Origin of the sequence: Micromonospora sp. NPDC023737, from assembly GCF_040639715.1 — a bacterium.
In the GTDB taxonomy this organism is placed as follows: domain Bacteria; phylum Actinomycetota; class Actinomycetes; order Mycobacteriales; family Micromonosporaceae; genus Micromonospora.
Map to the genome: position 1 here is coordinate 882,773 of NZ_JBFAAL010000001.1, position 20,620 is coordinate 903,392.

Below are 20,620 nucleotides of genomic sequence, written 5' to 3' on the forward strand. Positions count from 1 at the left end.
GGGGAGATCAGTGGGGCTGGATCCAGGACTTCGCCGGCTCGCGCTCGGCACGCTGCTGGCCGCGTACCCGGGGCCGGTCCCGCCCGACTGGGCGGTCGACCTGCTGGCCGAGGGTCTGGCCGGGCACACCCTGTTCGGCACCAACGTGCACGATCCGGCGCAACTCGCGGCGACCACGGCGGCCCTGCGGCAGGGCCGGGCGGACGTGCTGATCGCCATCGACGAGGAGGGCGGGGACGTCACCCGTCTGGCCCATGCCACCGGCAGCCCATACCCGGGAAACGCCGCACTCGGCGCGATCGGCGACGTCGCGCTGACCCGGCGGGTCTACGAGGCGATCGGCGTGGAGCTGGCGGAGCTCGGCATCAACGTCGACCTCGCCCCCACCGTCGACGTGAACACCGCCGACGAGAACCCGGTGATCGGCACCCGCTCCTTCGGCGCCGACCCGCTCCGGGTGGCCGCGCACTCCGCCGCCGCCGTGGCCGGCCTCCAGGCCACCGGTGTCGCAGCCTGCGCCAAGCACTTTCCGGGGCACGGCGCGACGGTCGCCGACTCGCACCACGAACTGCCCACCGTCGACGTCCCGGTCGACGTGCTGCGCCGCCGTGACCTGCCGCCGTTCGCCGCCGTGATCGCCGCGGGCGCCCAGGCCGTCATGACCGCGCACATCCGGGTGCCGACGCTGACCGGCACCGGCCCGGCCACCTTCAGCCGCCAGGTCCTGGTCGACCTGCTCCGCACCGAGTACGGCTTCACCGGCGCCGTCATCACCGACGCGCTGGAGATGAAGGGCGCCTCGACCGCGGCCGGCGGCGTCGGGCCGGCGGCCGTCCGGGCCCTCGCCGCGGGCGCGGACCTGCTCTGTATCGGCGCGAAGGTCGACGCCGAACTCGTCGAACAGGTCGCCGCCGAGATCGTCGAGGCACTCGGCGACGGGCGGCTGGACCGGACCCGGGTCGAGGAGGCGGCCGGACGCGCCGCCACCCTCGCCGCCTGGACCCGGGTCGCGAGCCGCGTCCCGACCGGCGGCGGCACCGATCTGGGGTACGCGGCGGCCCGCCGCGCCGTGAAGATCGACGGGGTGCTCACCGACCTGGACCGGCCGCTGGTGGTGCAACTGCACGCCGCGTCCACCATCGCCGAAGGCCGGGTGCCCTGGGGCCTCGGCCCGCACCTGGCCGACACGGAGGAGGTCCGCGTGGTCGCGGCCGAGACCGACCCGGCCGCCCTGCGCCACCTCGCCGGGGACCGGCCGATCGTGCTGGTCGGCCGCCGCCTCCATCAGCTTCCCGGAGGTCCGGAGCTGATCACCGCGCTGGCCGCCGTACATCCGGTGACCGTGGTCGAGATGGGCTGGCCGGCGCAGTGGCGCCCGGCTGGGGTGCGCGCCTTCGTCACCACGTACGGGGCGAGCCACGCCAACGGCCGCGCGGCCGCCGAGGTGCTCGGTCTGACCGGCTGAACAGGACCCGGCCCACTCCATCACCGGCACGCTGCGTCACGGCTGCCCGTCCGCCGCCAAAGCAACTTCCTTCCAGGTCAAGTCCACAATTCGACACGTCGAACCGGCGCGAGGCGTCTTGCCCGGAAGGCATTCGATACGTAGCGTGATCAGCGGGAGACGCGACCGGGCATGCGCGCGAGTCGCGCCCACGGGGACCTGGGGGGAGGCTGCGGACCGTGGATCCGGCCCGGGATCCACGGTCCGCGCCAATACGGCCCCGCACACCACCACGCCCCGGCGGTCATCCCGGCGTCGAACTCAGCGCGGGTACACCCCGAACGAACGCCAGCCGCGGTCCGGAAACCCGGCGGCGTCGGCCACCCGGGCCGACGCATGATTGCCCCGCTCATGCAGGTAGGTCGGCACCGCCCCCTCGTCGAGCACCCGGCGGGCGGCCTGGGCGACGAGTCGCCGGGCCAGTCCCCGCCGCTGAGCCTCCGGTGCGGTGCCGACGGCCAGCTCGTGGCCGTACGCGTCGTGCCGCTTCACCCCCGCCCCGGCCAGGTAGCGGCCGTCGGCGGAGCGGACCACCAGCACGTCGTTGTCGAAGAGCCGCAGCCACGGCGGCAGCCCCGGCGAGGTGGGCGGGATCCACTCCCCGACGTCCGGTAGCGGCGCGGGGGCCAGGCTCCACCGGAACGCGCCGTCGTGCGTGGCCCAGTCGGGCAGGCCGACGGCCGCCGGTAGCGCCGGGACCAGCCGATCCGGCGGAAGGCCGGCGAGCGCGCGCACCCGCGCGACCCGATCCGGCGCCACGGAGAGCACGGTGCTGCCCCGGGCGCTGACCGCGACGGCGGGCCGGAGCCGGCCGTCCCAGGCCGGACGGGCGCGACGCCGCGAGGACACCACGTGCAGGCCCTGGCCAGCCGGCCACTGCCCGAGCCAGGTCGCCAGGTGCAGGTGGAGCCGCCGGTCGAGCACGCCGCCACCTCCGTGATCCGGTCCTGTCCGGCGGCGGCGTCCGGCCCACGACCGGTCGCGCGGCCACCGGGCCTCGTCGCCGATCACCGTACGCCGGGCGTGTGGGCGGGCGTGGTCCGCGTTCAGGATCGGGCCGGATTCCTCGTCGCGGAGGGGAACCCGGCGTCGGCTCCGTACGTCACATCCACTTCCATATATGGACACCTTTCTCTGGGGCGGTAAGGTCATGCCGAATCAGCCGAAGGACCGGCACCAGCAGGACACCGAGCGCGCCTGGAACGTCGGCGCGAGATTCCCGGCGCAGCCGCCGTACCGCGGCGTGCGGGACTGCGGCGACCCGGATCGGGCACTGGGCTGGGCCGAGTTGAACAAGCTGCCCGCCGGGGCGTCCGCGCGGCACGGTCGGGGCGACCGCTGACGACGCGAGCGGCGACACACGGGTCCGTCCACCCCCGGCTTTCGCACACCTGTCGGGTAACGTCTTCTGGTCTCGAATCCGGCCGACGACAGGAGTAGCTCCGCGCATGGGCAAGAAGACGATCCGTGTCTCCGACTTCAGCGGCACCGTTCTGCAGCCGGAGGACGAGGTGGTCCGCATCGTGGTGCTGGAGCATCCCGACCTGGTCGCCGGGCCCGTGCAGTTGGAGGCCACCCCGGTCGAGGTGGAGAGCATCGACGACGCCGCCCTGGACGTGGCGGTGGTCGAGGTCTACGACCAGCCAGACGGCGAGCCGCGCCGGGTGGTGCTCACCGCCAGCGAGTTCGACTCGATGGCAACCGACACACCGATGGCGCAGTTGCTCAAGACCGCCGAGCGGGTGCGTCCGCCGAAGGCGCGCAAGAGCGTGGAGCGGCTCGACTACGGGACCATCGAGCACGCCGGGAAGCCGCACCGGGGCCGGGTGACCGAGGAGGAGGCCCGGCTGGTGCGGGAGGAGCTCGACGAGGTCAACAAGCGCCTCGCCGACGCGGGCATCCGCCAGATCGACCCGGCCGACCCGGAGCACGCGGCCCGGTACGGCTTCCCCACCGCTTCCTGACCCTGCCGGGTCAGGCCCGGTTCCGCGTGATCTCCTCGAGTGCCGCGGCGATGTCGGCCTCGGCGGCGGCTTTGTCGACGCCGAGGCCGGCCAGCACGCCGCTGCCGTTCTCCAGCTCCAGCAGCGCGAGCAGGATGTGCTCGGTGCCGATGTAGTTGTGCCCCAGCCGCAACGCCTCGCGGAAGGTCAGCTCCAGCGCCTTCTTGGCCTGCGCGTCGAAGGGGATGAGGGCGGGGAGTTCCTCGGACGAGGGCGCCGGCAGCGCGGCGGTGGCCGCCTCGCGCACCTGCTCCAGGGTGATGCCCTGGGCGACGATCGCCTTCGCGGCGAGTGCCTCCGGCTCGCTGAGCAGTCCCAGCACGATGTGCTCCGGCCGGATCTCGGCGTGCCCGCTGGCGCGCGTCTCGGTCTGCGCCGTCACCACCACGTTGCGGGCCCGCGGGGTGTAGCGGCTGAAGCCCTGCTGCGGGTCGAGTGCCGCGTCCTTGGCGACGAACCGCTTCTGGGCCGCCTGCTTGCTGACGCCCATGCTGCGGCCGATTTCCGTCCAGGAGGCACCGGCGCGGCGGGCCTGGTCCACGAAGTGCCCGATCAGGTGGTCGGCCACCTCACCGAGGTGGTCCCCCACGAGGACCGCATCGCTGAGCTGCTCCAGCGGCTCGCTGCGCGCTTTCTTGATCGCCTGGATCAGGTCGTCCAGGCGTACGGGGATGTCCATCGGGACAGGATCAGGATTGGTCATGCGTCAACTGTAGGTTGACGCACTCTCGTCGTCAACCAGTGGTTGACGATCGTGCGGGACGCCGAACGCCTGGAGCGGGTCGGGCGGGTTCGAAAGCTAGGGAAACACCGGATTCCCCGGGTGGCGCACGCCCGTACCGTCAGTGACGCGACCCGCCGCCCCGGTGCCCGAGCCCGCGGGCCGGCGGCAGCGGCAGACACGGTTCCGAGCAGGCAGAACGGAGTCAATCCCATGCGCCGAATGATCGTGCCCGCGCTCTGCGTGGCCGCCCTCGTACTGGTGGGCTGCGACAGCCCCGACTCCAGCAACCCGGATCCGGGCGCGGACATCGGCGCCCCGATCGACGGCGGCGACCTCGCCGACCTCGGCGACGCGGCTGACGCCGCCCCACCCAAGTGCCCGTTCAGCGCCGACCAGGTGTCCGAACTCGTCGGCCAGCCGATGGTCGACCAGGGCAACTGCTTCTTCGGCGACGGCAACGGCGTGGCGACGGCGACCATCACCACCGCGTCCAGGATCGCGGGCGAGATGACGTACGACTACCAGCGCCAGCAGGCCGATCAGATCTACCAGAAGGTGACCGACATCGACCAGGGCGGCAAGGGCTACGTCGCGGTCAAGGACATCGAGGGGCAGGCCGTCCTGATCGCCGCCCCGGGCACGTTCACGATCACGTTGAGCAGTTTCCAGCGTCTGGGCGGCCCCGAGGGCTACGAGCAGACCCTGCGCCGGATGATCGACGTGCTGCCCAAGTGACGTACTGACCCGTCAGGGCGTGTGCGGCACGGGCTCGGCCAGGGCCTGGATCTCCGTGGGCAGCTGCGCCAGCGCCTCCAGGAACTCCCGGTGCCCGACCACGCGATGCAGGGTCTGCAGGACCGCGCCGGCGCCCTGCTCGGCGATGAGCGGGCTCACCTGGGCGCGCTCGGTGACCCGGCGCAGGAACTCGTCGTACCCGAACACCTCGGGCTCCTCCGGCGCCGTGCGGCCGAGGAACGGACGGAGCTCGTGGGCCACGTGGCCGGCCAGCGCGCCCGCCTCGGCACCGCTGATCCGTTCCGCGAGCGTACGCAGGGTGGCCTCGGTCAACGCGCGAGCCGTCACCTCCGGGACGCCCGCCCGGTCGGCGACCTTGTCGTAGAAACTGAGCTCGGCCATCACCCGTCCTTCCCGAAGCGGAGATGCGTGGCTACCCGCAGCCATCGACGGCAAACGGACGCGCCCGATCGGCGCCGGCCGTCGAGGAGACCGATGAGACTCGCCGTATACCGTTTCCGGTGGCCGCCGACGTCCCGGTGAGCGGGCGGACCGGTGCTGTTCGGTCTTCCGGAGAGGTGGGAAGCCTTGCATCTTCACGTGGGTTGCGCGATGTGGTCGCACCGGGCCTGGCAGGGCCGGTTCCTGCCGCATCCCCTGCCCGCCGAAGAGCGCCTGCGGCACTACGCCGGTTGGTGTGACGCCGTCGAGGGAAACACGACGTTCTACGCGACGCCCGCCCGGGAGAGCGTGGCGTCGTGGGCCGAGCAGACCGACCCGGACTTCCGGTTCGTGGTCAAGCTGCCGAAGCTCATCACGCACGAGCGCCGGCTCGGTGACGTCGACGACGCGCTGCGCGGCTTCCTCGATGCCATCGAACCGCTCGGCCCGCGGGCCCACGCGCTCTGGGTCCAGCTGCCGGGATCGTTCGGCCCCACCGACGTGCCCGTGCTCGCCCGTTTCCTGCGCCGGCTCCCCGACTCCCACCGGTACGCCGTGGAGGTCCGTCACCCCGCGTTCTTCGACGACGCCCGCGCGACGCGCCTCCTCGAGCAAGCGCTCACCACGGTGGCCGCCGAATGGGTTCCTTTCGACACCACCACGTTCTTCCAGATCCCGCCGACCAGCGACGCGGAACGGGACGCGTGGGTCAAGAAGCCCCGGATGCCGCTCCGATCCGTCGCGCTGACCGACCGGCCGATCGTCCGCTACCTCGGGCGCGACGACACCGAACGTACGGTCGAGGGCTGGCAGCGCTGGGTCGAGATCGTCACCGGGTGGCTGCGCGAGGGGCGCTCCCCCACCTTCTTCGTCCACACCCCGGACAACGCGGACGCGCCGCTGCTGGCCCGACGTTTCCACGACGAGGTACGGAGCCGGGTACCCGAACTCGCACCCCTGCCCGTACCGATCCCGGCCGAGCCGATGACCCTTTTCTGATCGTCCCCGACGTCTCGTCCGGGCTGGTCGGCGTGCAACGTAGCGCAACGGGTATCCGCCGTGCCTGCAACCTGGGGCCCGGATCGATCGGGTGGGCCACCCGCAGCGCACTCGAGGAGCAGGTATGAGCATCACCGGGCGGGCGCGCCTCTCCCCGAACGCCTCCCTGGTCCTGCTCGCCTCGGTCCTCGTGTCGTTCCTGGCCGCCTCGTCCGCCCCCACTCCCCTCTACGGGATCTACCAGGCGCGCTGGCACTTCTCATCGATCACCACCACCGTGGTGTTCGCCATCTACGCCCTCGCGGTGCTGGGGTCCCTGCTCACCTTCGGCAAGCTCTCGGACCACCTCGGCCGGCGGCCGATCCTGCTCTGCGCGATCGCGGTGCAGATGATCGCGCTGCTCATCTTCATCTTCGCCAACGGCGTGGCCACGCTGCTGGCCGCCCGGGTCGTGCAGGGGCTCGCGGCCGGCGCCGCCACGGGCGCCATCGGCGCCGCCATGCTCGACATCAACCGCACCCGCGGCACGCTCGCGAACTCGTTCGCGCCGGGCATCGGGACCGGCAGCGGGGCGCTGCTGTCGGCGCTGTTCATCCAGTTCCTGCCCGCACCGGCGCGACTCGTCTACATCGTCCTGTTCGTGATCCTGCTGGCCCAGGGCATCGGGATCGTGCTGATGCCGGAGACCGTCACACCGATGGCGGGAGCGCTGCGCAGCCTACGGCCGGAGATCACGTTGCCCCGCGCCGTACGCGGGCCGGTGCTGGCGGTCGCCCCGGTGCTCTTCGCCGTCTGGGCGCTGGCCGGCTTCTTCGGCGCGCTCGGCCCCGCGCTCGTGCGCACCCTCGGGCCCACCTCGATCGTGCTCGGCGGGGTGGCTCTCTTCGTCTTCGCCGGCCTCTCGTCCATCACCGTCCTCCTGCTACGCGACACTCCCGCAGGTACCGTCATGCTCACGGGTGTCAGCGCCCTCATCCTGGGCATGCTCGTCACGCTGGTGTCGGTCATGATGGACCTCGTCGCCGGCTTCTTCGTCGGCATCGCCCTGGGCGGCGTCGGCTTCGGCGGCGGTTTCCAGGGCAGCCTCAAGACCGTCCTGCCACTGGTCGAGGCGCACCAGCGGGCCAGCGTCCTGTCCCTGCTCTACATCGTCAGCTACGTGGGCCTCGGCCTGCCCGCCGTCATCGCGGGCTTCCTCGTCGTCTACGGCGGTGGCCTGCCCATGACGGCCGACGAGTACAGCGTCGCCATCATCGTGCTGGCCGCGGTCGCCCTGTTCGGGCTGCGCAGGGCCAGGAAGAAGACGCCCGCCTGATCCACCCGCCCGCACCATGGCGTACGTCTCCCGGAGACGTACGCCCTCTTCGCCTGCCTGACCCGCGGGGCTACCGTTGCGCGTTCTTTCCGGTGGGTCGTCGCCGTCCGGCCCGCAACCTGCGAGAGAGGCGGGATCACGGTGACGTCCGAGGCGTTCGTGCAGGATGGTGCCGGCGTCGATTCCGCCCGGCCCGACGCGTCGGCGACGACGCAGGAGGTGCTGGTCGGCGTGCGTGGGGGCACGCTGCGCGGCGCACGGGAGAGCGGTCTGACGGTCCTGCGCGGCGTCCGGTACGCGACCGCGGCGCGGTTCGCCCCGCCGGTGCCCGAGAAACCCTGGTCCGGGGTACGCGACGCGCGGAAGCACGGCGGCGTCAGCCCGCAGCCACCGGCCCGGTCCGTGGGGCCCGCCGGGATGTCCGAACTGGGCCTCCAGTCGGAGGACTGCCTGAATCTGACGATCGTGACCCCAGCGGCCGACCAGGCGCGGCGGCCGGTGCTGGTCTGGCTGCACGGCGGCTCGTACCGTTCCGGCTCCGGTTCCTGGGACCGCTACCGGACCGACCGGCTCGCCCGCGAGGGCGACGTGGTCGTGGTGAGCGTCAACTATCGGCTCGGCGCGCTCGGCTACCTGCGGTCACCCGGCGTCTCCCCCGGCAACCTCGGCCTTCTCGACCAGATCGAGGCGCTGCGGTGGGTACGTGACAACGCCGCGGATCTGGGCGGCGACCCGGAGAACGTCACGGTGGTGGGCCAGTCGTCGGGCGCCCACTCGGTGGCCTGCCTGCTGGGTGTGACACAGGCGCGCACGCTGTTCCGCCGTGCCGTGCTGCAGAGCCCACCGCTCGGTCTGGGTCTGGGCAGCCCCGCCCTGGCCGAGCGGGTGGCCGAGCGCTTCCTCACCCGGTTGGGGCGGGATCCGTGGGAGGCGTCGACGGCGGAGGTGATCGCGGCACAGCAGCTGACCGAACGCGACCTGGCGGCACGCGCCGGGTTCGGCATGGCCCCGGTGTACGGGCCGGTCGCCGGCACGGATCCGCTGCCGGACGTACGGGGCTGGCGGGCCGCCGCTCAGGAGGACGCGGAGGACCTGGAGGTGGTGCTCGGCAGCACCCGCCGCGAGATCGCCTACTTCCTGGCCGACGGTCCGATCTCCCGGCACGTCCCCGTGCTGGGACGCGCCGTCGAGAACGCAGTCATCGACCTGGCCACCCGGGCGGTCTTCGCCCGCCCCACCCTCCGGTTCGGCCGGCTGTTGGCCCGGGCGGGGGCCCGGGTCTTCGCGTACCGCATCGACGAGCCGGCCTCGACCTCGCCGTACCGGGCCTGCCACTGCAGCGACCTCCCCCTGCTCTTCGGCGACGAGGCCGCGTGGGCGAACGCGCCGATGCTCGCCGGACTGAGCTGGGCCGAGGTGGCCGACCGGGGTGCCGAGATCCGCTCGGCGTGGTTGTCGTTCGCGTCCGGCGGCGCGGAGGCGTTGGCCGCGCAGGGCTGGGCCGGGTACTCCGGCCGGGCCGCCGAGGTGCGCCGCCTCGCCTAGTTCGCCGCGACCCGGACCACGGACTTGCCCGCCCCCGGCGCGGTCTGGTTCGCGACCATCCGCGGTACCTCGTCGAAGCCGTAGACCGTGCCCACCGGTGTGGTGATGACGCCCTGCTCGGCCAGGTCGGCGAGGCGCTGCCAGACGGCGGCCTCCGCCTGCGGATCCTCCTTGGGCATGGACAGCACGCCGATCACGGTCTGGTTACGCAGCATCAGCTGCATCGGATCCACCGCCACGGGTGCGCCGCTGGCGAGGCCGACGACTGCGATCCGGCCGTTGCGGACGAGACTCTGCATGGCCTTGGCCGCGGTCTCGCCACCCACCGGGTCGTAGATGATGTCCACACCTCGTCCGTTCGTGATCTCGGCGATCCGAGCGGTGAGGTCCTGCGTGCGGTAGTTCACCCCGTGGTCCGCGCCGTACCGGGCGCAGAACTCCAGCTTCTCGGCGCTGCCGGCCACCGCGATCACGGTCGCGCCCAGTGCCTTGCCCAGCTGGATCGCGGTGGCGCCGCTGCTGCCGGCCGCGCCCAGGATCAGCAGTGTCTGCCCCGCCTCGACCGGGGCGCGCTCGACCAGAGCGGTGTACGCCGTCCGAAACCCGATCGGGAACCCGCCGGCCTGCTCGTCCGTCATCCCCGTGGGGATGCGGACGGTCGATGTCTCTCTCAGGTAGGCGTAGTCGGCGTACCCTCCCCAGCCGTTGAGGAATTCGGTGATGCCCGTCACCCGGTCACCCACCGTGAACCGAGAGCCTGCCGGTACGGCGACGACCTCGCCGGCCGCCTCCTCGCCGAGCCCGAACGGAGGATCGCCGAGCAGCGGGAACTCTCCCGCCGTCATCATCGCGTCGGGAAACCCGGCACCCGCGCTTCGCACCCGGATGAGCACCTGTCCCGTGGACGGCTCGGGCCAGGTGAGTTCCTGAAGTTCGATCGCCTCTTCCGGGACGCCGAACCGCGCCACGCGCCACGCACGACCAGAAAACATCTCGGCCCCTCTGCTGTTGATGTGCCGACAACACCTCATCACGATCTTGCCGCCTGCCACGTTCACCGGTGACGACTTCGACACAGCCCGGCACGTGGCTCGAAGGCCGGCGCGCGCCGACGGTCTTCCGATGGGCGGCCAGCACTCGGAGCGAGCCCGGGAGTGCCGGGCGGCGCGTCGCCTCGCCCGCCTGCGCCGTGTCCGGTTCAGTCGGGGCGGGCAGCCAGCATCCTGTGGTCGTTCCACAGCCAACGCAGGTATCGCTGCAGTTCCTCCAGCGTGGCAACCCATCCTCTGGCGTTGTACCGCAGGATGCGCTCCACCTCGCCCGGCAGCAGGTCGTAGGCGGTTGCTCGCGTCTCGGGGGCGGCTCGGTCGGGCGAGACCGGCACGGGGTCCGGCATGACGGGAATGCGGATCCCGCTCCGGCTGAGCGCTTTGAGGACCGTCAGGTAGACGCGGGGCAGGTGGTACGCGGAGACGCTGAGCGCGAGACTCGTGATGCCGGACTCTTTCACCTCAGCGGCGATCCAGGCGGCCTGCAGGCCGGTGTTGGGCGCCGGCTCGGCCTGAAGCCGGACCCCGTCGAGGCGACGAAGGCCGAGCCCGCGCAGGTAGGGCCACGAGATCTCCTGGTACGTGTCTTCCGCCGGGTTCCCGTTCGCGACCAGCAGATGCCTGATGTCCCGGTTGCTCTCCCAGCGTCGGATGGCATGGGTGAGACGCCACTGTTCGCCTTGACCGGTCGGCACCGCCAGCGCTTCGACCTGGTCGGCCGCCGACTGCGGCAGGGCCAGGATCGCCATGACGGCCGTCGTCACGTCCAGCAGTTGGGCGGCGGTGAAACCGGCGAGATCCGCTGCGCGCACGACGCGCGGAGTCGGCCCGTCGCGCGGCGGGACCTCGTGGTGAACCGTCACGCCGGATGCTCGGCTATACGCTGCATGGCTCGAACGTAGCGGTCGGTGAAGACGGCCTGCACCTTGCGGCCTGCCGGGCCGCCGAGCCGGGCCGCCAGTGACGCGGGGCGGGAGAACGCCGAGATGGCGAAGCGGACCTCGCCGTCGGGTTGGAGCCGCACGACGAACAACTCTTCGCCCCGCACGGGGTGACCAGGCAGCGTCCCGTAGGCGAAGCCCCGCCGATCCGGTTCCTCGACGCGGTACACCACGCGGCACGGGATGAGGAAGCCGAGCGGGGGGATCCCCAACCGCAACACCACGACTGCCCCCGGTACGGCGTTCGGCTCCGATGCCGTCACCGCCATGCCCGCGCGGCGGTGCATCTCCCAGGTCAGCAGCCCGTCGACGGCCCGTTCGAAGACGGCGCGGCCGAACCCCAGTGCCGCGTCACGTCGCGCATGGCGGTAACCCGGCGGCAGCCCGCCGCGCGTGGCCCCGGGATCGGCGTACGTCAGCTCGGCCGCCGCGAGCGCATCGAGTCGCTTCTGATCACCAGGGAACCGCAGCACACCCCCGTGTCTACCTGACGGGTGGCGTGGCACACGTCTGATCATCGGCGTTCGGTCAGCCGGGTCATCTCGGGTTTGGCGGCCGACCCGGTAGCCGCACCGCGCTTGACCTGCGTTTTCCCGACTGACGCGTCAGTTGGAGCCAATCGTGACACCGAACTGAGCCAAGATGACTTGCATGTGGTGCCATACGTGTGCCATATTGGCACCATGGATTTGACCTCGTACGTGAGCAACCTCGGGCGTGAGATGGCCGCGCTCGCCGAAGCCGGCGGTGAAGAGGGGCGCGTGCTGGTCGAGCGCCTGACCGGGGCGCTCGAGTCGGCGATCCGGATGACCCTGCTGGACGCGCTGTCGGCCGCCGCCGACGAGATCACCCGGGACCTGGCTCCGGGGTCGGTGGAGCTGCGCCTGCGTGGGCGTGACCCGAACTTCGTCGTGACCCTGCCATCCGCGGAGCCGCTCGGCCACACGCCGCAGGACGCGACGGCGACGTCCGGCGGCACGGCGGACAGCGACCTCCTGATCGCCGAGGACGGCCCCAGCGCCCGGATCAACGTACGGCTGCCCGAGCAGCTCAAGGCCGCGATCGAGGAGGCCGCCGCCAAGGAGGGGCGCTCGGTCAACGCCTGGCTGGTCCGGGCTGCCGCGGCCGGGTTGCAGCGCTCCGAGCGCGATCAGCGTCCCGAGCCAGGTGGCAGCGCGAAGCGGACCCAGCAGCGCTTCACCGGCTGGGTCCGCTAGCCGCACCGCGCGCTCTTCTCACCCCACGTCCCCGGCCCGCGGGGACGACCAACCACTTGTGATGCGGAGACAACCATGCCCAGCTACCAGACCCCCGAACCGATCTCCGTCACCCTCGAGCTCGGCGTCGGCCAGGTGCGGATCGCCGCGAGCGACCGTAGCGACACCGTCGTCGAGGTCCGCCCCAGCGACGAAGCCGACGAGTCCGACGTGAAGGCCGCCCAGCAGGTCCGGGTCGACTACAGCAACGGCACGCTGCGGATCATCGGTCCGAAGGTGCGCGCCTTCGACTTCTCCCGCAAGACCCGGTCGGTCGACGTATCCGTCGAACTGCCCAGCGGTTCACAGGTGGCCGCCGAAATGCAGGTCGGCGACTACCGCTGCGCCGGCCGGCTCGGGCAGTGCCGGTTCAAGACCTCCGCCGGCAACGTCCAGCTCGAGCGAACCGGCCCGCTGCGCCTGAGCACGTCGGCCGGTCACGTCACCGCCGAGGCGATCGCAGGCAACGCCGAGATCTCCACCGGCTCCGGCAAGGTCCAGATCGGCGAGGTCGAGGGCACCGCGACTGTCAAGAACTCCAACGGCGACACCACGATCGGCACGATCACCGGCGACCTGCGGGTGCGTGCGGCCAACGGCAACATCCACGTCGAACGGGCCGGTGCCGGCGTCGACGCGAAGACCTCCAACGGCAGCATCCGGCTCGGTGAGGTGGTCCGCGGCTCGATCGTCCTCGGCACCGCCATGGGCGACCTGGACGTCGGCATCGCCGAAGGCACCGCCGCCTGGCTGGAGGTCGACACCGGATTCGGGCAGATGCGTAACGAGTTGGACAGCACCGACCGACCCGGCCAGACCGACGAGACCGTCGAGGTGCGCGGCCGCACCTCCTACGGCGACATCATCATCCACCGCTCCTGACCCATCCACGGCCCCGGAGGCAGGCAACCATGACCACCACGCAACCCCGGTCGGCGATCGCCGTCGCCGGGCTACGGAAATCGTTCGGCGACCACGTCGTGCTCGACGGTCTCGATCTGCACGTGCCACGGGGCACGGTCTTCTCGCTGCTGGGCGCCAACGGTGCGGGGAAGACCACTACCGTCAAGATCCTGTCCACCCTGCTCGGAGCCGATGCCGGTGACGTCCAGGTCGCCGGGCACGACCTCGCCCGCGATCCGGACGCGGTACGCGCGGCGATCGGCGTCACCGGCCAGTTCTCCGCGGTGGACAAGCTGCTCACCGGCGAGGAGAACCTGCGGCTGATGGCGGATCTGCACCATCTCACCCGGGGCGAAGGGCGGCGGCGCGTCGCCCAGCTCCTCGACCAGTTCGGCCTGACCGAGGCCGCCAGGAAGCCGGCATCGGCCTACTCCGGAGGCATGCTGCGCCGGCTCGACCTGGCGATGACGCTGGTCGGCAACCCGCAAGTGATCTTCCTCGACGAGCCGACCACTGGACTCGACCCGCGCAGCCGCCGGGACATGTGGCAGATCGTCCGGGACCTGGTGGCCGGCGGCGTCACCATCTTCCTGACCACCCAGTACCTGGAGGAGGCCGACGAGCTGGCGGACCGGATCGCGGTCCTCGACCACGGCCGGGTGGTCGCCGAGGGAACCGCGGAGGAGTTGAAGCGCCGCATCCCCGGCGGGCACGTTCGCCTGCGGTTCGCCGACCCACAGGGTCTCGACGCCGCCATGGGCGTGCTGGGTGAGGCCGCACGCGACAACGACGCCCTCGCCCTGCGGGTGCCGAGCGACGGCAGCCTGCGCTCGCTCAAGACCCTGATCGACCGGCTCGACGAGCGGGCCATCGAGGTCGACGAGCTGTCCGTGCACACCCCCGACCTCGACGACGTCTTCCTCGCCCTCACCGGCGACTCCGCCAACGAGAAGGTGACCACCCGATGAGCACCACCGTCCTCACCGGCCCGGCTCCGGCAAGCCTCCGTTTCCACCCACTACGCGACTCGGCGACGATGCTGCGCCGCAACCTCAAGCGCATGCTGCGGTACCCGTCGATGACCCTGATGCTCGTCGGGATGCCCGTCGTCTTTCTGCTGCTCTTCGTCTACGTGCTGGGCGGCACACTGGGCGCCGGGCTCGGCGGGACGGTGCCCGGCGGCGCGGCCGGCGGGCGCGCCGCGTACGCCAACTACGTGGCACCGGCGATCATCCTGATGACCGTGGCGGCCACCGTCCAGGGCACCGCGATCTCGATCGCCATGGACATGACCGAAGGCATCATCACCCGGTTCCGCACCATGCACATCGCCCGCGTATCGGTGCTGACCGGACACGTCCTGGGCAGCATGATCCAGACGATGATCAGCCTCGCGATCGTGATCGGCGTGGCGCTCCTGGTCGGCTTCCGGCCCACCGCCGGGCCGGGCGCGTGGCTGGCCACGGCCGGTTTCCTGGTCGCGGTGACCTTCGCCCTCGTCTGGTTGTCCGTCGCGCTCGGCCAGGTGAGCAGGAGCGTCGAGACCGCGAGCAACCTACCCGCGCCGCTTCTGCTGCTGCCCTTCCTCGGCAGCGGGTTCGTCCCCACCGACTCGATGCCGGCCGGGCTGCGCTGGTTCGCCGAGTACCAACCGTTCACGCCGATCATCGAAACCCTGCGTGGCCTGCTGATGGACGCGCCGATCGGAAACAACGCCTGGATCGCGCTCGCCTGGTGCGCCGTCATCGCACTGGCCGGATACCTCTGGTCGAAGCGACTGTTCAACCGCGAGTCCTGATCCCGCCGAAATCTGCCCACCGCAGAGGACCGCGTCGGGGTTCAGACGTCCCGACGCCCGAACCGGGTGCTGATGGTGGGCCTGCAACAGGAAGAGCTCTGGCGAGGTGGGAAACCACCGAGCCAGAGCTCTTGACGTTGGTGCGCCGCCAGGGACTCGAACCCCGAACCCGCGGATTAAGAGCTTGATCTTGGTCGAGTCAACCGGTCCAACCGGGTCGCGTGAATCCATCTGCTCGCGGTCATGGCCCGATTCGGTCGAGTCAGCGTCCCAGTCAGTCCACCCGACCACGGACCCTTCCACGGCGCCCGAGCACCCGTTGAGCACCAATGTGCCCGCAACCTGATCTGTTGATCCGGGGCTCGGTAGACAGCGGCCTCGAACTGGCCGATGTATGGGGCGCCCCGACGAGGTGAGGGAGGCGGTGCCTTGGCCGCTATCTTAAGCAGATGCGGCGGGGAGGCAGTGGCGGAGCGGCGACCAACGCCGGCATCGATTTCCAACAGCGTGTCGCTGCGTCGATCATGGCCTTCATGGTGTCTGATCAGCCGGATCTCACGATGCTCGGCGAGATGTGGCACGGCTGTTCGGTGACGTCGCTCCGGTTCGAGACCGGCGACCTGATCGACGACTTGGTCGTCGTCACCGATGGGCCAACAGCCTACATTCAGGCGAAGCGAACGTTGAGCCTGTCCGATGCCCCGGCATCGGACTACTCGTCGGTGTTAGCGCAATTCGTCGGCCAGTTCCTCGCTTCCGCCAACTCAGATGGGGAGCGATACGTCATTGCCACCACGCACGATGCGTCAAGCAAGATCCGCACTACGCTTCGCAAGCTCGTCAAGGCGGCACGCTCGAACGCCGACGGGTATGCCGCCAACCCACTGACCAAGGTCGAGACCGAGGTCCAGCGGACCACCGAGATGCTCCTCAACCGTCACTGCCAGGCGCAGACCGGACGCCCGCTGACGAACGACGAACGCGTGCGGTTCTGGCGACTCATGGATGTGACGGTGCTGGACGTGGCCGCCGGTGGCATCTCGGAGGCTGCCGCGATCGCCGCGCTCGGGCCAGGTGGGCGTCATGCTTGGAGCACACTGGTGGCGCTTGGGCTGGAATTGGCCACGGAGCGCCTGTCGATTGACCGGGCAACCATCCGGCGGCGGGCCGTCATCAAGCCTTCAGCCCGGGGCCAGCCGCTGCCGTGGGACACCCCTCATCTGGGCGCGCTGGTGGCGCGCGACGGTCTGGCGGCGGAGTTGAGAGACGCGCTCCTATCTACCGAGCCGTTCGGCATCACGATGGTGACCGGCGTGCACGGCGCAGGTGGTTTCGGCAAGAGCACGCTGGTCGCCCAGGTCTGCCGGATGCCGGAGATCAGAGCGCGGTACGGCGGCCACCTCTGGACCACGGTGGGCGCGGACGTGCACGGTCCGGCGCTCGCTTCACAGCTGAATGACTTGACCGAACGGCTCACCGGTACGCGACCCGGCCTGAGCGATCCCCAGCAGGCCGGTTTCCTGCTCGGCCGAGCCATCGAGGACTCACCCGGCAAGATCCTGCTGGTCGTCGATGATGTGTGGCAGTCCACCCAGCTGGCACCTTTCCTAACCGGCCCCGCGAACTGCACCACGATCGTCACCACCCGTAACGCCGCGCTGCTCGCCGACGCGTCATCGGTTGTTCTGGTCGATCGGATGAGCGATGCCGAAGCCGCTGACGTGCTGACCCGCGGGATTACCGACGCCCCCACCGCCGCGGTCGACGCGCTCTGCACGGTGACCGGCCACTGGCCGGTTCTGCTCAGCATCGCCAACCGGATCCTGGGCCGAATGATCCGCTCCGGCATGAACTCGGCCTCCGCCATCGCTCTGCTGACCGACCGGTTGCGGCGAGACGGACCAGCCGCGCTCGACATCGCCAGCTCCGGGTCGCGGGCCGAGGCGGTCGCCGTAACCGTCGAGGTCGGCCTCGATCAAGTGCCGCCCGGCACCCGCGCCCGCTATTTGGAGCTGGCCGTATTTGCCGAAGACAGCGAGATCCCGTTGGACCTACTCGAGCACTACTGGCGAGAGACCAGCGGCCTCGACCGGGCGGCCGTCGAACAGGCATGCATCGCCATGGCCGACCTGTCATTGGTGACCGATCTTCGCTTTGACCAGCGCACCCTGCGGCTCCACGATGTGCTCCGCGCCTACCTCCGACAGCGTGTCGGCACCGAAGGCATACGCACGTCAAATGCGCACTTCCTCGCCGGCGTCGGCCGCGACGGACCCTGGTGGGAGATGGCGGAAAAGCACCGCTACCTGTCCGAGCACCTGATCGAGCATCTGCCCGCCGACGACGCCGCCCGCCTTGTCGAGGACCTCCGGTGGACCCGGGCGCAGATCGCGACCCGTGGGACCGCCGCCATCGAGGCCGACCTGACCCGGGTCAATTCGCCAGTCGCCGCCCGGCTGGCCGCCGCGATCCGGCAGCACGCCCACCTGTTCGAGCGGGTGGAACCGGCTGCGTCCCTCGGCGCCGTGCTCGTCACCCGGCTGGCGGGCACCCCCGGCTTGGACAAAACAGTTGATGAGTTTCGGCCGCACCTGACGGGCCCGCAGCTGACGAACCGCTGGCCCTTACCCGACCCACCGCACCCTGCGGCGCGACGGGTGATCGGCGGCTACGTGGACGGCATCCGCCGCCTCGCGATCTCGCCCGACGGCAAGTGGTTCGCCTCGCTCGCGGGCTACGACACGGTGACGGTTCGGGACGCCGTCACGACTGCGACGGTCGCGACCTTCCACAACGAGGCTTTTTGCATGATCGACGAGGTGTTGCCCTGTCACGACGGTGCCCGGCTCATCACGACGGAAACCGCAGGAGCCGACCGGGGCCGCGTCCGAATCTGGGAGGCGCACACCGGCACGTTGCAGTACACCTTCGACACGGCATTCGTCCTGTACCACTCCGAGAGGGTGCAGGGGGCGGTCAGCCTGGATGATCGCTGGTTGGCCCTCGTCGACTACGACCCGGACCAGGAACGCACCGTGGTCAGGATCTGGTGCCTCGCCACCGGCGAGCTACTCCGGACCTTGGCGGACGAGGACGCCTGGCCGCAGACGGTGGCGTTCTCACCGGACGGTGGTTGGCTGGTCGCCGGCGACGACGCCTCGGCGGATGACGAGCCCTGTGAAGTCCAGATCTGGAACACGGCGGACGGCCGCTGCATCCGGCGGGTCGCTGGTCCGATCGGCGGCGTAGACCAGATGACGGTCGCCCCGGACGGGAGCTGGTTCGGCGCTGTCGACCGCGCTCGCACGGTCTGGCTATGGAATACGGACGGCACGCTCCGCCACACCTTCCCGACATCCATGATATGGCCGACCATGACGGTCGCGGCCGACGGGACATGGCTCACCTGTCACGACTACACGGGCTCGGTACTCGTTTGGGATGTGGTCAGTGGTACGGAACGCTTCCAGCTGGCAGGTCGGGCCGATCTGGCCCAGCTGGCAGTCGCCCCGAACGGTTCCTGGCTCGCGATCACCGCCGACGGACCCGACGGATCTATGGTCCGCATCCATGACACACGCGACGGCCGGCTCCGTGACCAACTCCAGGGGCACAGCAGCAGTGTCGGAGCCCTGACGGTCGCACCCGACGGCACCTGGCTCGTGACCGGAGACCGCGCTAGCGACGTACGCCGGGACAGCGACATGACAGTGCGGATCTGGGCCACCGAATGGCGCGACCACACCGTGCCGGCGATGGCGTACCCCGCCTTCGACCTGTTACCCGGCGGCACTGAGGTGGCCTTCGTCGCCGCCGAAGGGCCCCGGCTCGCCAGCCTCGATACCGGCGTGTCACGCCCGGTCATCGGACCGGCCATGGCCACGACCCTGGTCGCAGGTCCAAGCTGGCTCGCCGTCTCCGACGGGCAGCGCATCGAGGCCGTGACTCTCCCGGGCGGGAACCGCCGCTGGACGACGCGCAGGTGCGACGGCGTCCTCGAATCGGTGGCCGCCGTCAGCCCGGACGGCGCGTGGCTCCTGACCAGGGAGTCGGCCGCCCATGTCACGTCGTTGCCCCATTTGTACGCGGCGTTCATCCGTGACGCCGCGACCGGTGTAGCGCGGCAAGTGCTGCGGCTGGACGACTACCCCTTCGGTGCCGGGGCGACCGCAGTAGCTCCGGACGGCACTTTCCTCGCCGTCACGAGATCGGGCCGCTCGCGCGACAAGGAGTTTCCGGTCACCCTCTGGGATGTGCGCGACGGGGTGGTACGGCACGTGCTTCCCGGACACTGCGAGGGGGTCGAGGCGATCACTATCGCCCCCGACAGCGCCTGGCTGGTGACCGGCGAGGCGCTGATGAACGAACACGAAAGCTGTGCCGCACGGGTCTGGGACGCGCGGACCGGTGTACTCCGCCTGATACTTCCGAATCATCGTGGCGCGGTATCCGACATCGCGATCGCCGATGACGGCACCTGGATCGTCACCGGCGACGAGGCCGGAGCAGTGCGGATCTGGGACCCCGACACCGGCGTCCTACTGCGCAAGTTCAGCGGCACCGCTCCGGTCACGGCCATAGCTATCTCACCCGGCAACGACTGGATCGCGGTGGCCGACGGCGCAGGCGGAATGGGCACCGTTCGGATCTGGAGCCGCATCGGCGAGCCACTGGCGGCGATGCGGGTAGACGGGCCGCTGACCAACTGCCGGTGGATTCCCGACCGTTCGGGGCTTTGTCTCAGCGGCAGCCGTGGGTTCTATTTGTTTGATTGGCGACCGTAAATCTATGCAACGATACCCAAACCCAGCCTGGCCGGTTCACCAGGCATGGCATGCTTCGGCGGACACGCCGTACGTCGCCGCAACATCGCCACCGCACACCGCGCCGACGCACTACGCTCCCCGAACCCGATGTGTGGAAAGCCCTGTAGGACGCCGCACGAGCGGTCCTCCGGAGAGCTGGGCGACTTCGCCCCGTACGGAGTGTCCCCAGGACCGGCGAAGATCGAAGGACACGTCCTGCCGTACCCACTCAGCCGCGACCAGGCAAACTCGACCGGCTCCAGACGGACCGGATCGCGTCCGGCCAACCATGGCACGAAGACCTACTCAACCGACTCCGGCGCCATACCATCGACGCGGTCGAGGTGCCCGAAATCCCCTGGTCCTACGACCGACCCCTGAAGCAAGGCGTCAGTAACGGGCCAACCAGCCTGCTTCGTCGACCAGCGGACTTTGCACATGCAGCGGGACGAGGCCCAACCTGATAACAAGCCAGGATCACCGGACCTGAACTCTCCTGCGTTGCCGCATGGAGCGTCTTGATGGTGGTCATGCGCCAAGGAACGGTGCGGCTGGTGCTGCAGCGCCCCGGCCGGATCGGCAGCCGCGCTCCCGCATCAGGG

Annotated in this window: 18 protein-coding genes; 12 read left to right on the top strand and 6 right to left on the bottom strand. The window is 70.6% G+C overall.

Annotated elements, in window-relative coordinates; all coding sequences use genetic code 11:
- Window positions 1-10: 10 nt before the first annotated feature.
- Window positions 11-1,465 (top strand): glycoside hydrolase family 3 N-terminal domain-containing protein, encoded by a 1,455-nt coding sequence (locus tag AB0F98_RS03875; RefSeq protein WP_357728151.1) that lies wholly within the window; start codon window positions 11-13, stop codon window positions 1,463-1,465.
- A 300-nt stretch (window positions 1,466-1,765) separates the two neighbouring features.
- Here the strand turns inward: AB0F98_RS03875 and AB0F98_RS03880 are convergent, their stop codons facing one another.
- On the bottom strand, window positions 1,766-2,428 hold the full coding sequence (locus AB0F98_RS03880; RefSeq protein WP_357728154.1) for a GNAT family N-acetyltransferase: 663 nt from the start codon (window positions 2,426-2,428) through the stop codon (window positions 1,766-1,768).
- Between the two features lie 196 nt (window positions 2,429-2,624).
- Here AB0F98_RS03880 and AB0F98_RS03885 point away from each other — a divergent pair, with 196 nt between their 5' ends.
- Both AB0F98_RS03885 and AB0F98_RS03890 read left to right on the top strand, forming a co-directional pair.
- Entirely contained in the window at window positions 2,625-2,846 is a 222-nt protein-coding gene (locus AB0F98_RS03885) for a DNA repair protein (protein ID WP_357728157.1), read from the top strand.
- A gap of 106 nt (window positions 2,847-2,952) precedes the next feature.
- Window positions 2,953-3,468: a hypothetical protein gene (locus AB0F98_RS03890; RefSeq protein ID WP_357728160.1), complete on the top strand. Its 516-nt coding sequence runs from the start codon at window positions 2,953-2,955 to the stop codon at window positions 3,466-3,468.
- 10 nt (window positions 3,469-3,478) lie between these two features.
- On the opposite strand, the gene AB0F98_RS03895 is transcribed toward AB0F98_RS03890, so the two are convergent.
- Window positions 3,479-4,210 (bottom strand): Clp protease N-terminal domain-containing protein, encoded by a 732-nt coding sequence (locus AB0F98_RS03895; protein ID WP_076470395.1) that lies wholly within the window; start codon window positions 4,208-4,210, stop codon window positions 3,479-3,481.
- Between the two features lie 231 nt (window positions 4,211-4,441).
- Between AB0F98_RS03895 and AB0F98_RS03900 the strand changes: the two genes are divergently transcribed.
- Window positions 4,442-4,966 (top strand): hypothetical protein, encoded by a 525-nt coding sequence (locus tag AB0F98_RS03900; RefSeq protein ID WP_357728163.1) that lies wholly within the window; start codon window positions 4,442-4,444, stop codon window positions 4,964-4,966.
- Window positions 4,967-4,978: 12 nt separating this feature from the next.
- Here the strand turns inward: AB0F98_RS03900 and AB0F98_RS03905 are convergent, their stop codons facing one another.
- Window positions 4,979-5,368, bottom strand: coding sequence for a DUF2267 domain-containing protein (locus AB0F98_RS03905; protein ID WP_357728166.1), 390 nt, complete (start codon window positions 5,366-5,368; stop codon window positions 4,979-4,981).
- A gap of 210 nt (window positions 5,369-5,578) precedes the next feature.
- On the opposite strand from AB0F98_RS03905, the gene AB0F98_RS03910 reads away from it, so the two are divergent.
- From AB0F98_RS03910 to AB0F98_RS03920, 3 genes are all read left to right on the top strand, one after another.
- Window positions 5,579-6,406, top strand: coding sequence for a DUF72 domain-containing protein (locus AB0F98_RS03910; protein WP_357729072.1), 828 nt, complete (start codon window positions 5,579-5,581; stop codon window positions 6,404-6,406).
- Between the two features lie 124 nt (window positions 6,407-6,530).
- A complete protein-coding gene (locus AB0F98_RS03915) occupies window positions 6,531-7,721 on the top strand; it encodes an MFS transporter (protein WP_357728169.1) in 1,191 nt (396 codons plus the stop codon).
- Between the two features lie 141 nt (window positions 7,722-7,862).
- Complete coding sequence (locus AB0F98_RS03920; protein WP_357728172.1) at window positions 7,863-9,266, top strand: carboxylesterase family protein; 1,404 nt, start codon at window positions 7,863-7,865, stop codon at window positions 9,264-9,266.
- On the opposite strand, the gene AB0F98_RS03925 is transcribed toward AB0F98_RS03920, so the two are convergent.
- The 3 genes from AB0F98_RS03925 to AB0F98_RS03935 form a co-directional block, all read right to left on the bottom strand.
- Window positions 9,263-10,258: an NADPH:quinone oxidoreductase family protein gene (locus tag AB0F98_RS03925; RefSeq protein ID WP_357728175.1), complete on the bottom strand. Its 996-nt coding sequence runs from the start codon at window positions 10,256-10,258 to the stop codon at window positions 9,263-9,265. The two genes, AB0F98_RS03920 and AB0F98_RS03925, sit on opposite strands and share 4 nt — an antisense overlap.
- Window positions 10,259-10,464: 206 nt before the next feature.
- Window positions 10,465-11,178 (bottom strand): hypothetical protein, encoded by a 714-nt coding sequence (locus AB0F98_RS03930; protein WP_357728178.1) that lies wholly within the window; start codon window positions 11,176-11,178, stop codon window positions 10,465-10,467.
- Complete coding sequence (locus AB0F98_RS03935; protein ID WP_357728181.1) at window positions 11,175-11,729, bottom strand: DUF1990 domain-containing protein; 555 nt, start codon at window positions 11,727-11,729, stop codon at window positions 11,175-11,177. The genes AB0F98_RS03930 and AB0F98_RS03935 overlap by 4 nt, the downstream gene beginning before the upstream one ends.
- A gap of 210 nt (window positions 11,730-11,939) precedes the next feature.
- Here AB0F98_RS03935 and AB0F98_RS03940 point away from each other — a divergent pair, with 210 nt between their 5' ends.
- From AB0F98_RS03940 to AB0F98_RS03960, 5 genes are all read left to right on the top strand, one after another.
- Window positions 11,940-12,473, top strand: coding sequence for a YlcI/YnfO family protein (locus AB0F98_RS03940; RefSeq protein WP_357728184.1), 534 nt, complete (start codon window positions 11,940-11,942; stop codon window positions 12,471-12,473).
- 75 nt (window positions 12,474-12,548) lie between these two features.
- Window positions 12,549-13,394: a DUF4097 family beta strand repeat-containing protein gene (locus tag AB0F98_RS03945; RefSeq protein ID WP_357728187.1), complete on the top strand. Its 846-nt coding sequence runs from the start codon at window positions 12,549-12,551 to the stop codon at window positions 13,392-13,394.
- Window positions 13,395-13,423: 29 nt separating this feature from the next.
- Complete coding sequence (locus AB0F98_RS03950) at window positions 13,424-14,383, top strand: ATP-binding cassette domain-containing protein (RefSeq protein ID WP_357728190.1); 960 nt, start codon at window positions 13,424-13,426, stop codon at window positions 14,381-14,383.
- The gene (locus tag AB0F98_RS03955) at window positions 14,380-15,213 is read left to right on the top strand and encodes an ABC transporter permease (protein WP_357728193.1); all 834 of its coding nucleotides are present in this window, start codon (window positions 14,380-14,382) and stop codon (window positions 15,211-15,213) included. Before AB0F98_RS03950 ends, AB0F98_RS03955 begins: the two co-directional genes overlap by 4 nt.
- Before the next feature lie 449 nt (window positions 15,214-15,662).
- Complete coding sequence (locus tag AB0F98_RS03960) at window positions 15,663-19,997, top strand: NB-ARC domain-containing protein (protein ID WP_357728195.1); 4,335 nt, start codon at window positions 15,663-15,665, stop codon at window positions 19,995-19,997.
- Window positions 19,998-20,620: the final 623 nt, after the last annotated feature.

What these genes read in the sequence shown, in the direction of transcription:
- AB0F98_RS03885 (WP_357728157.1), top strand. Translation starts at nt 2,625, where the DNA reads ATGGACACCTTTCTCTGGGGCGGTAAGGTCATGCCGAATCAGCCGAAG.
- AB0F98_RS03890 (WP_357728160.1), top strand. Translation starts at nt 2,953, where the DNA reads ATGGGCAAGAAGACGATCCGTGTCTCCGACTTCAGCGGCACCGTTCTG.
- AB0F98_RS03895 (WP_076470395.1), bottom strand. Translation starts at nt 4,210, where the DNA reads ATGACCAATCCTGATCCTGTCCCGATGGACATCCCCGTACGCCTGGAC.
- AB0F98_RS03900 (WP_357728163.1), top strand. Translation starts at nt 4,442, where the DNA reads ATGCGCCGAATGATCGTGCCCGCGCTCTGCGTGGCCGCCCTCGTACTG.
- AB0F98_RS03905 (WP_357728166.1), bottom strand. Translation starts at nt 5,368, where the DNA reads ATGGCCGAGCTCAGTTTCTACGACAAGGTCGCCGACCGGGCGGGCGTC.
- AB0F98_RS03910 (WP_357729072.1), top strand. Translation starts at nt 5,579, where the DNA reads ATGTGGTCGCACCGGGCCTGGCAGGGCCGGTTCCTGCCGCATCCCCTG.
- AB0F98_RS03915 (WP_357728169.1), top strand. Translation starts at nt 6,531, where the DNA reads ATGAGCATCACCGGGCGGGCGCGCCTCTCCCCGAACGCCTCCCTGGTC.
- AB0F98_RS03925 (WP_357728175.1), bottom strand. Translation starts at nt 10,258, where the DNA reads ATGTTTTCTGGTCGTGCGTGGCGCGTGGCGCGGTTCGGCGTCCCGGAA.
- AB0F98_RS03940 (WP_357728184.1), top strand. Translation starts at nt 11,940, where the DNA reads ATGGATTTGACCTCGTACGTGAGCAACCTCGGGCGTGAGATGGCCGCG.
- AB0F98_RS03945 (WP_357728187.1), top strand. Translation starts at nt 12,549, where the DNA reads ATGCCCAGCTACCAGACCCCCGAACCGATCTCCGTCACCCTCGAGCTC.
- AB0F98_RS03950 (WP_357728190.1), top strand. Translation starts at nt 13,424, where the DNA reads ATGACCACCACGCAACCCCGGTCGGCGATCGCCGTCGCCGGGCTACGG.
- AB0F98_RS03955 (WP_357728193.1), top strand. Translation starts at nt 14,380, where the DNA reads ATGAGCACCACCGTCCTCACCGGCCCGGCTCCGGCAAGCCTCCGTTTC.
- AB0F98_RS03960 (WP_357728195.1), top strand. Translation starts at nt 15,663, where the DNA reads ATGCGGCGGGGAGGCAGTGGCGGAGCGGCGACCAACGCCGGCATCGAT.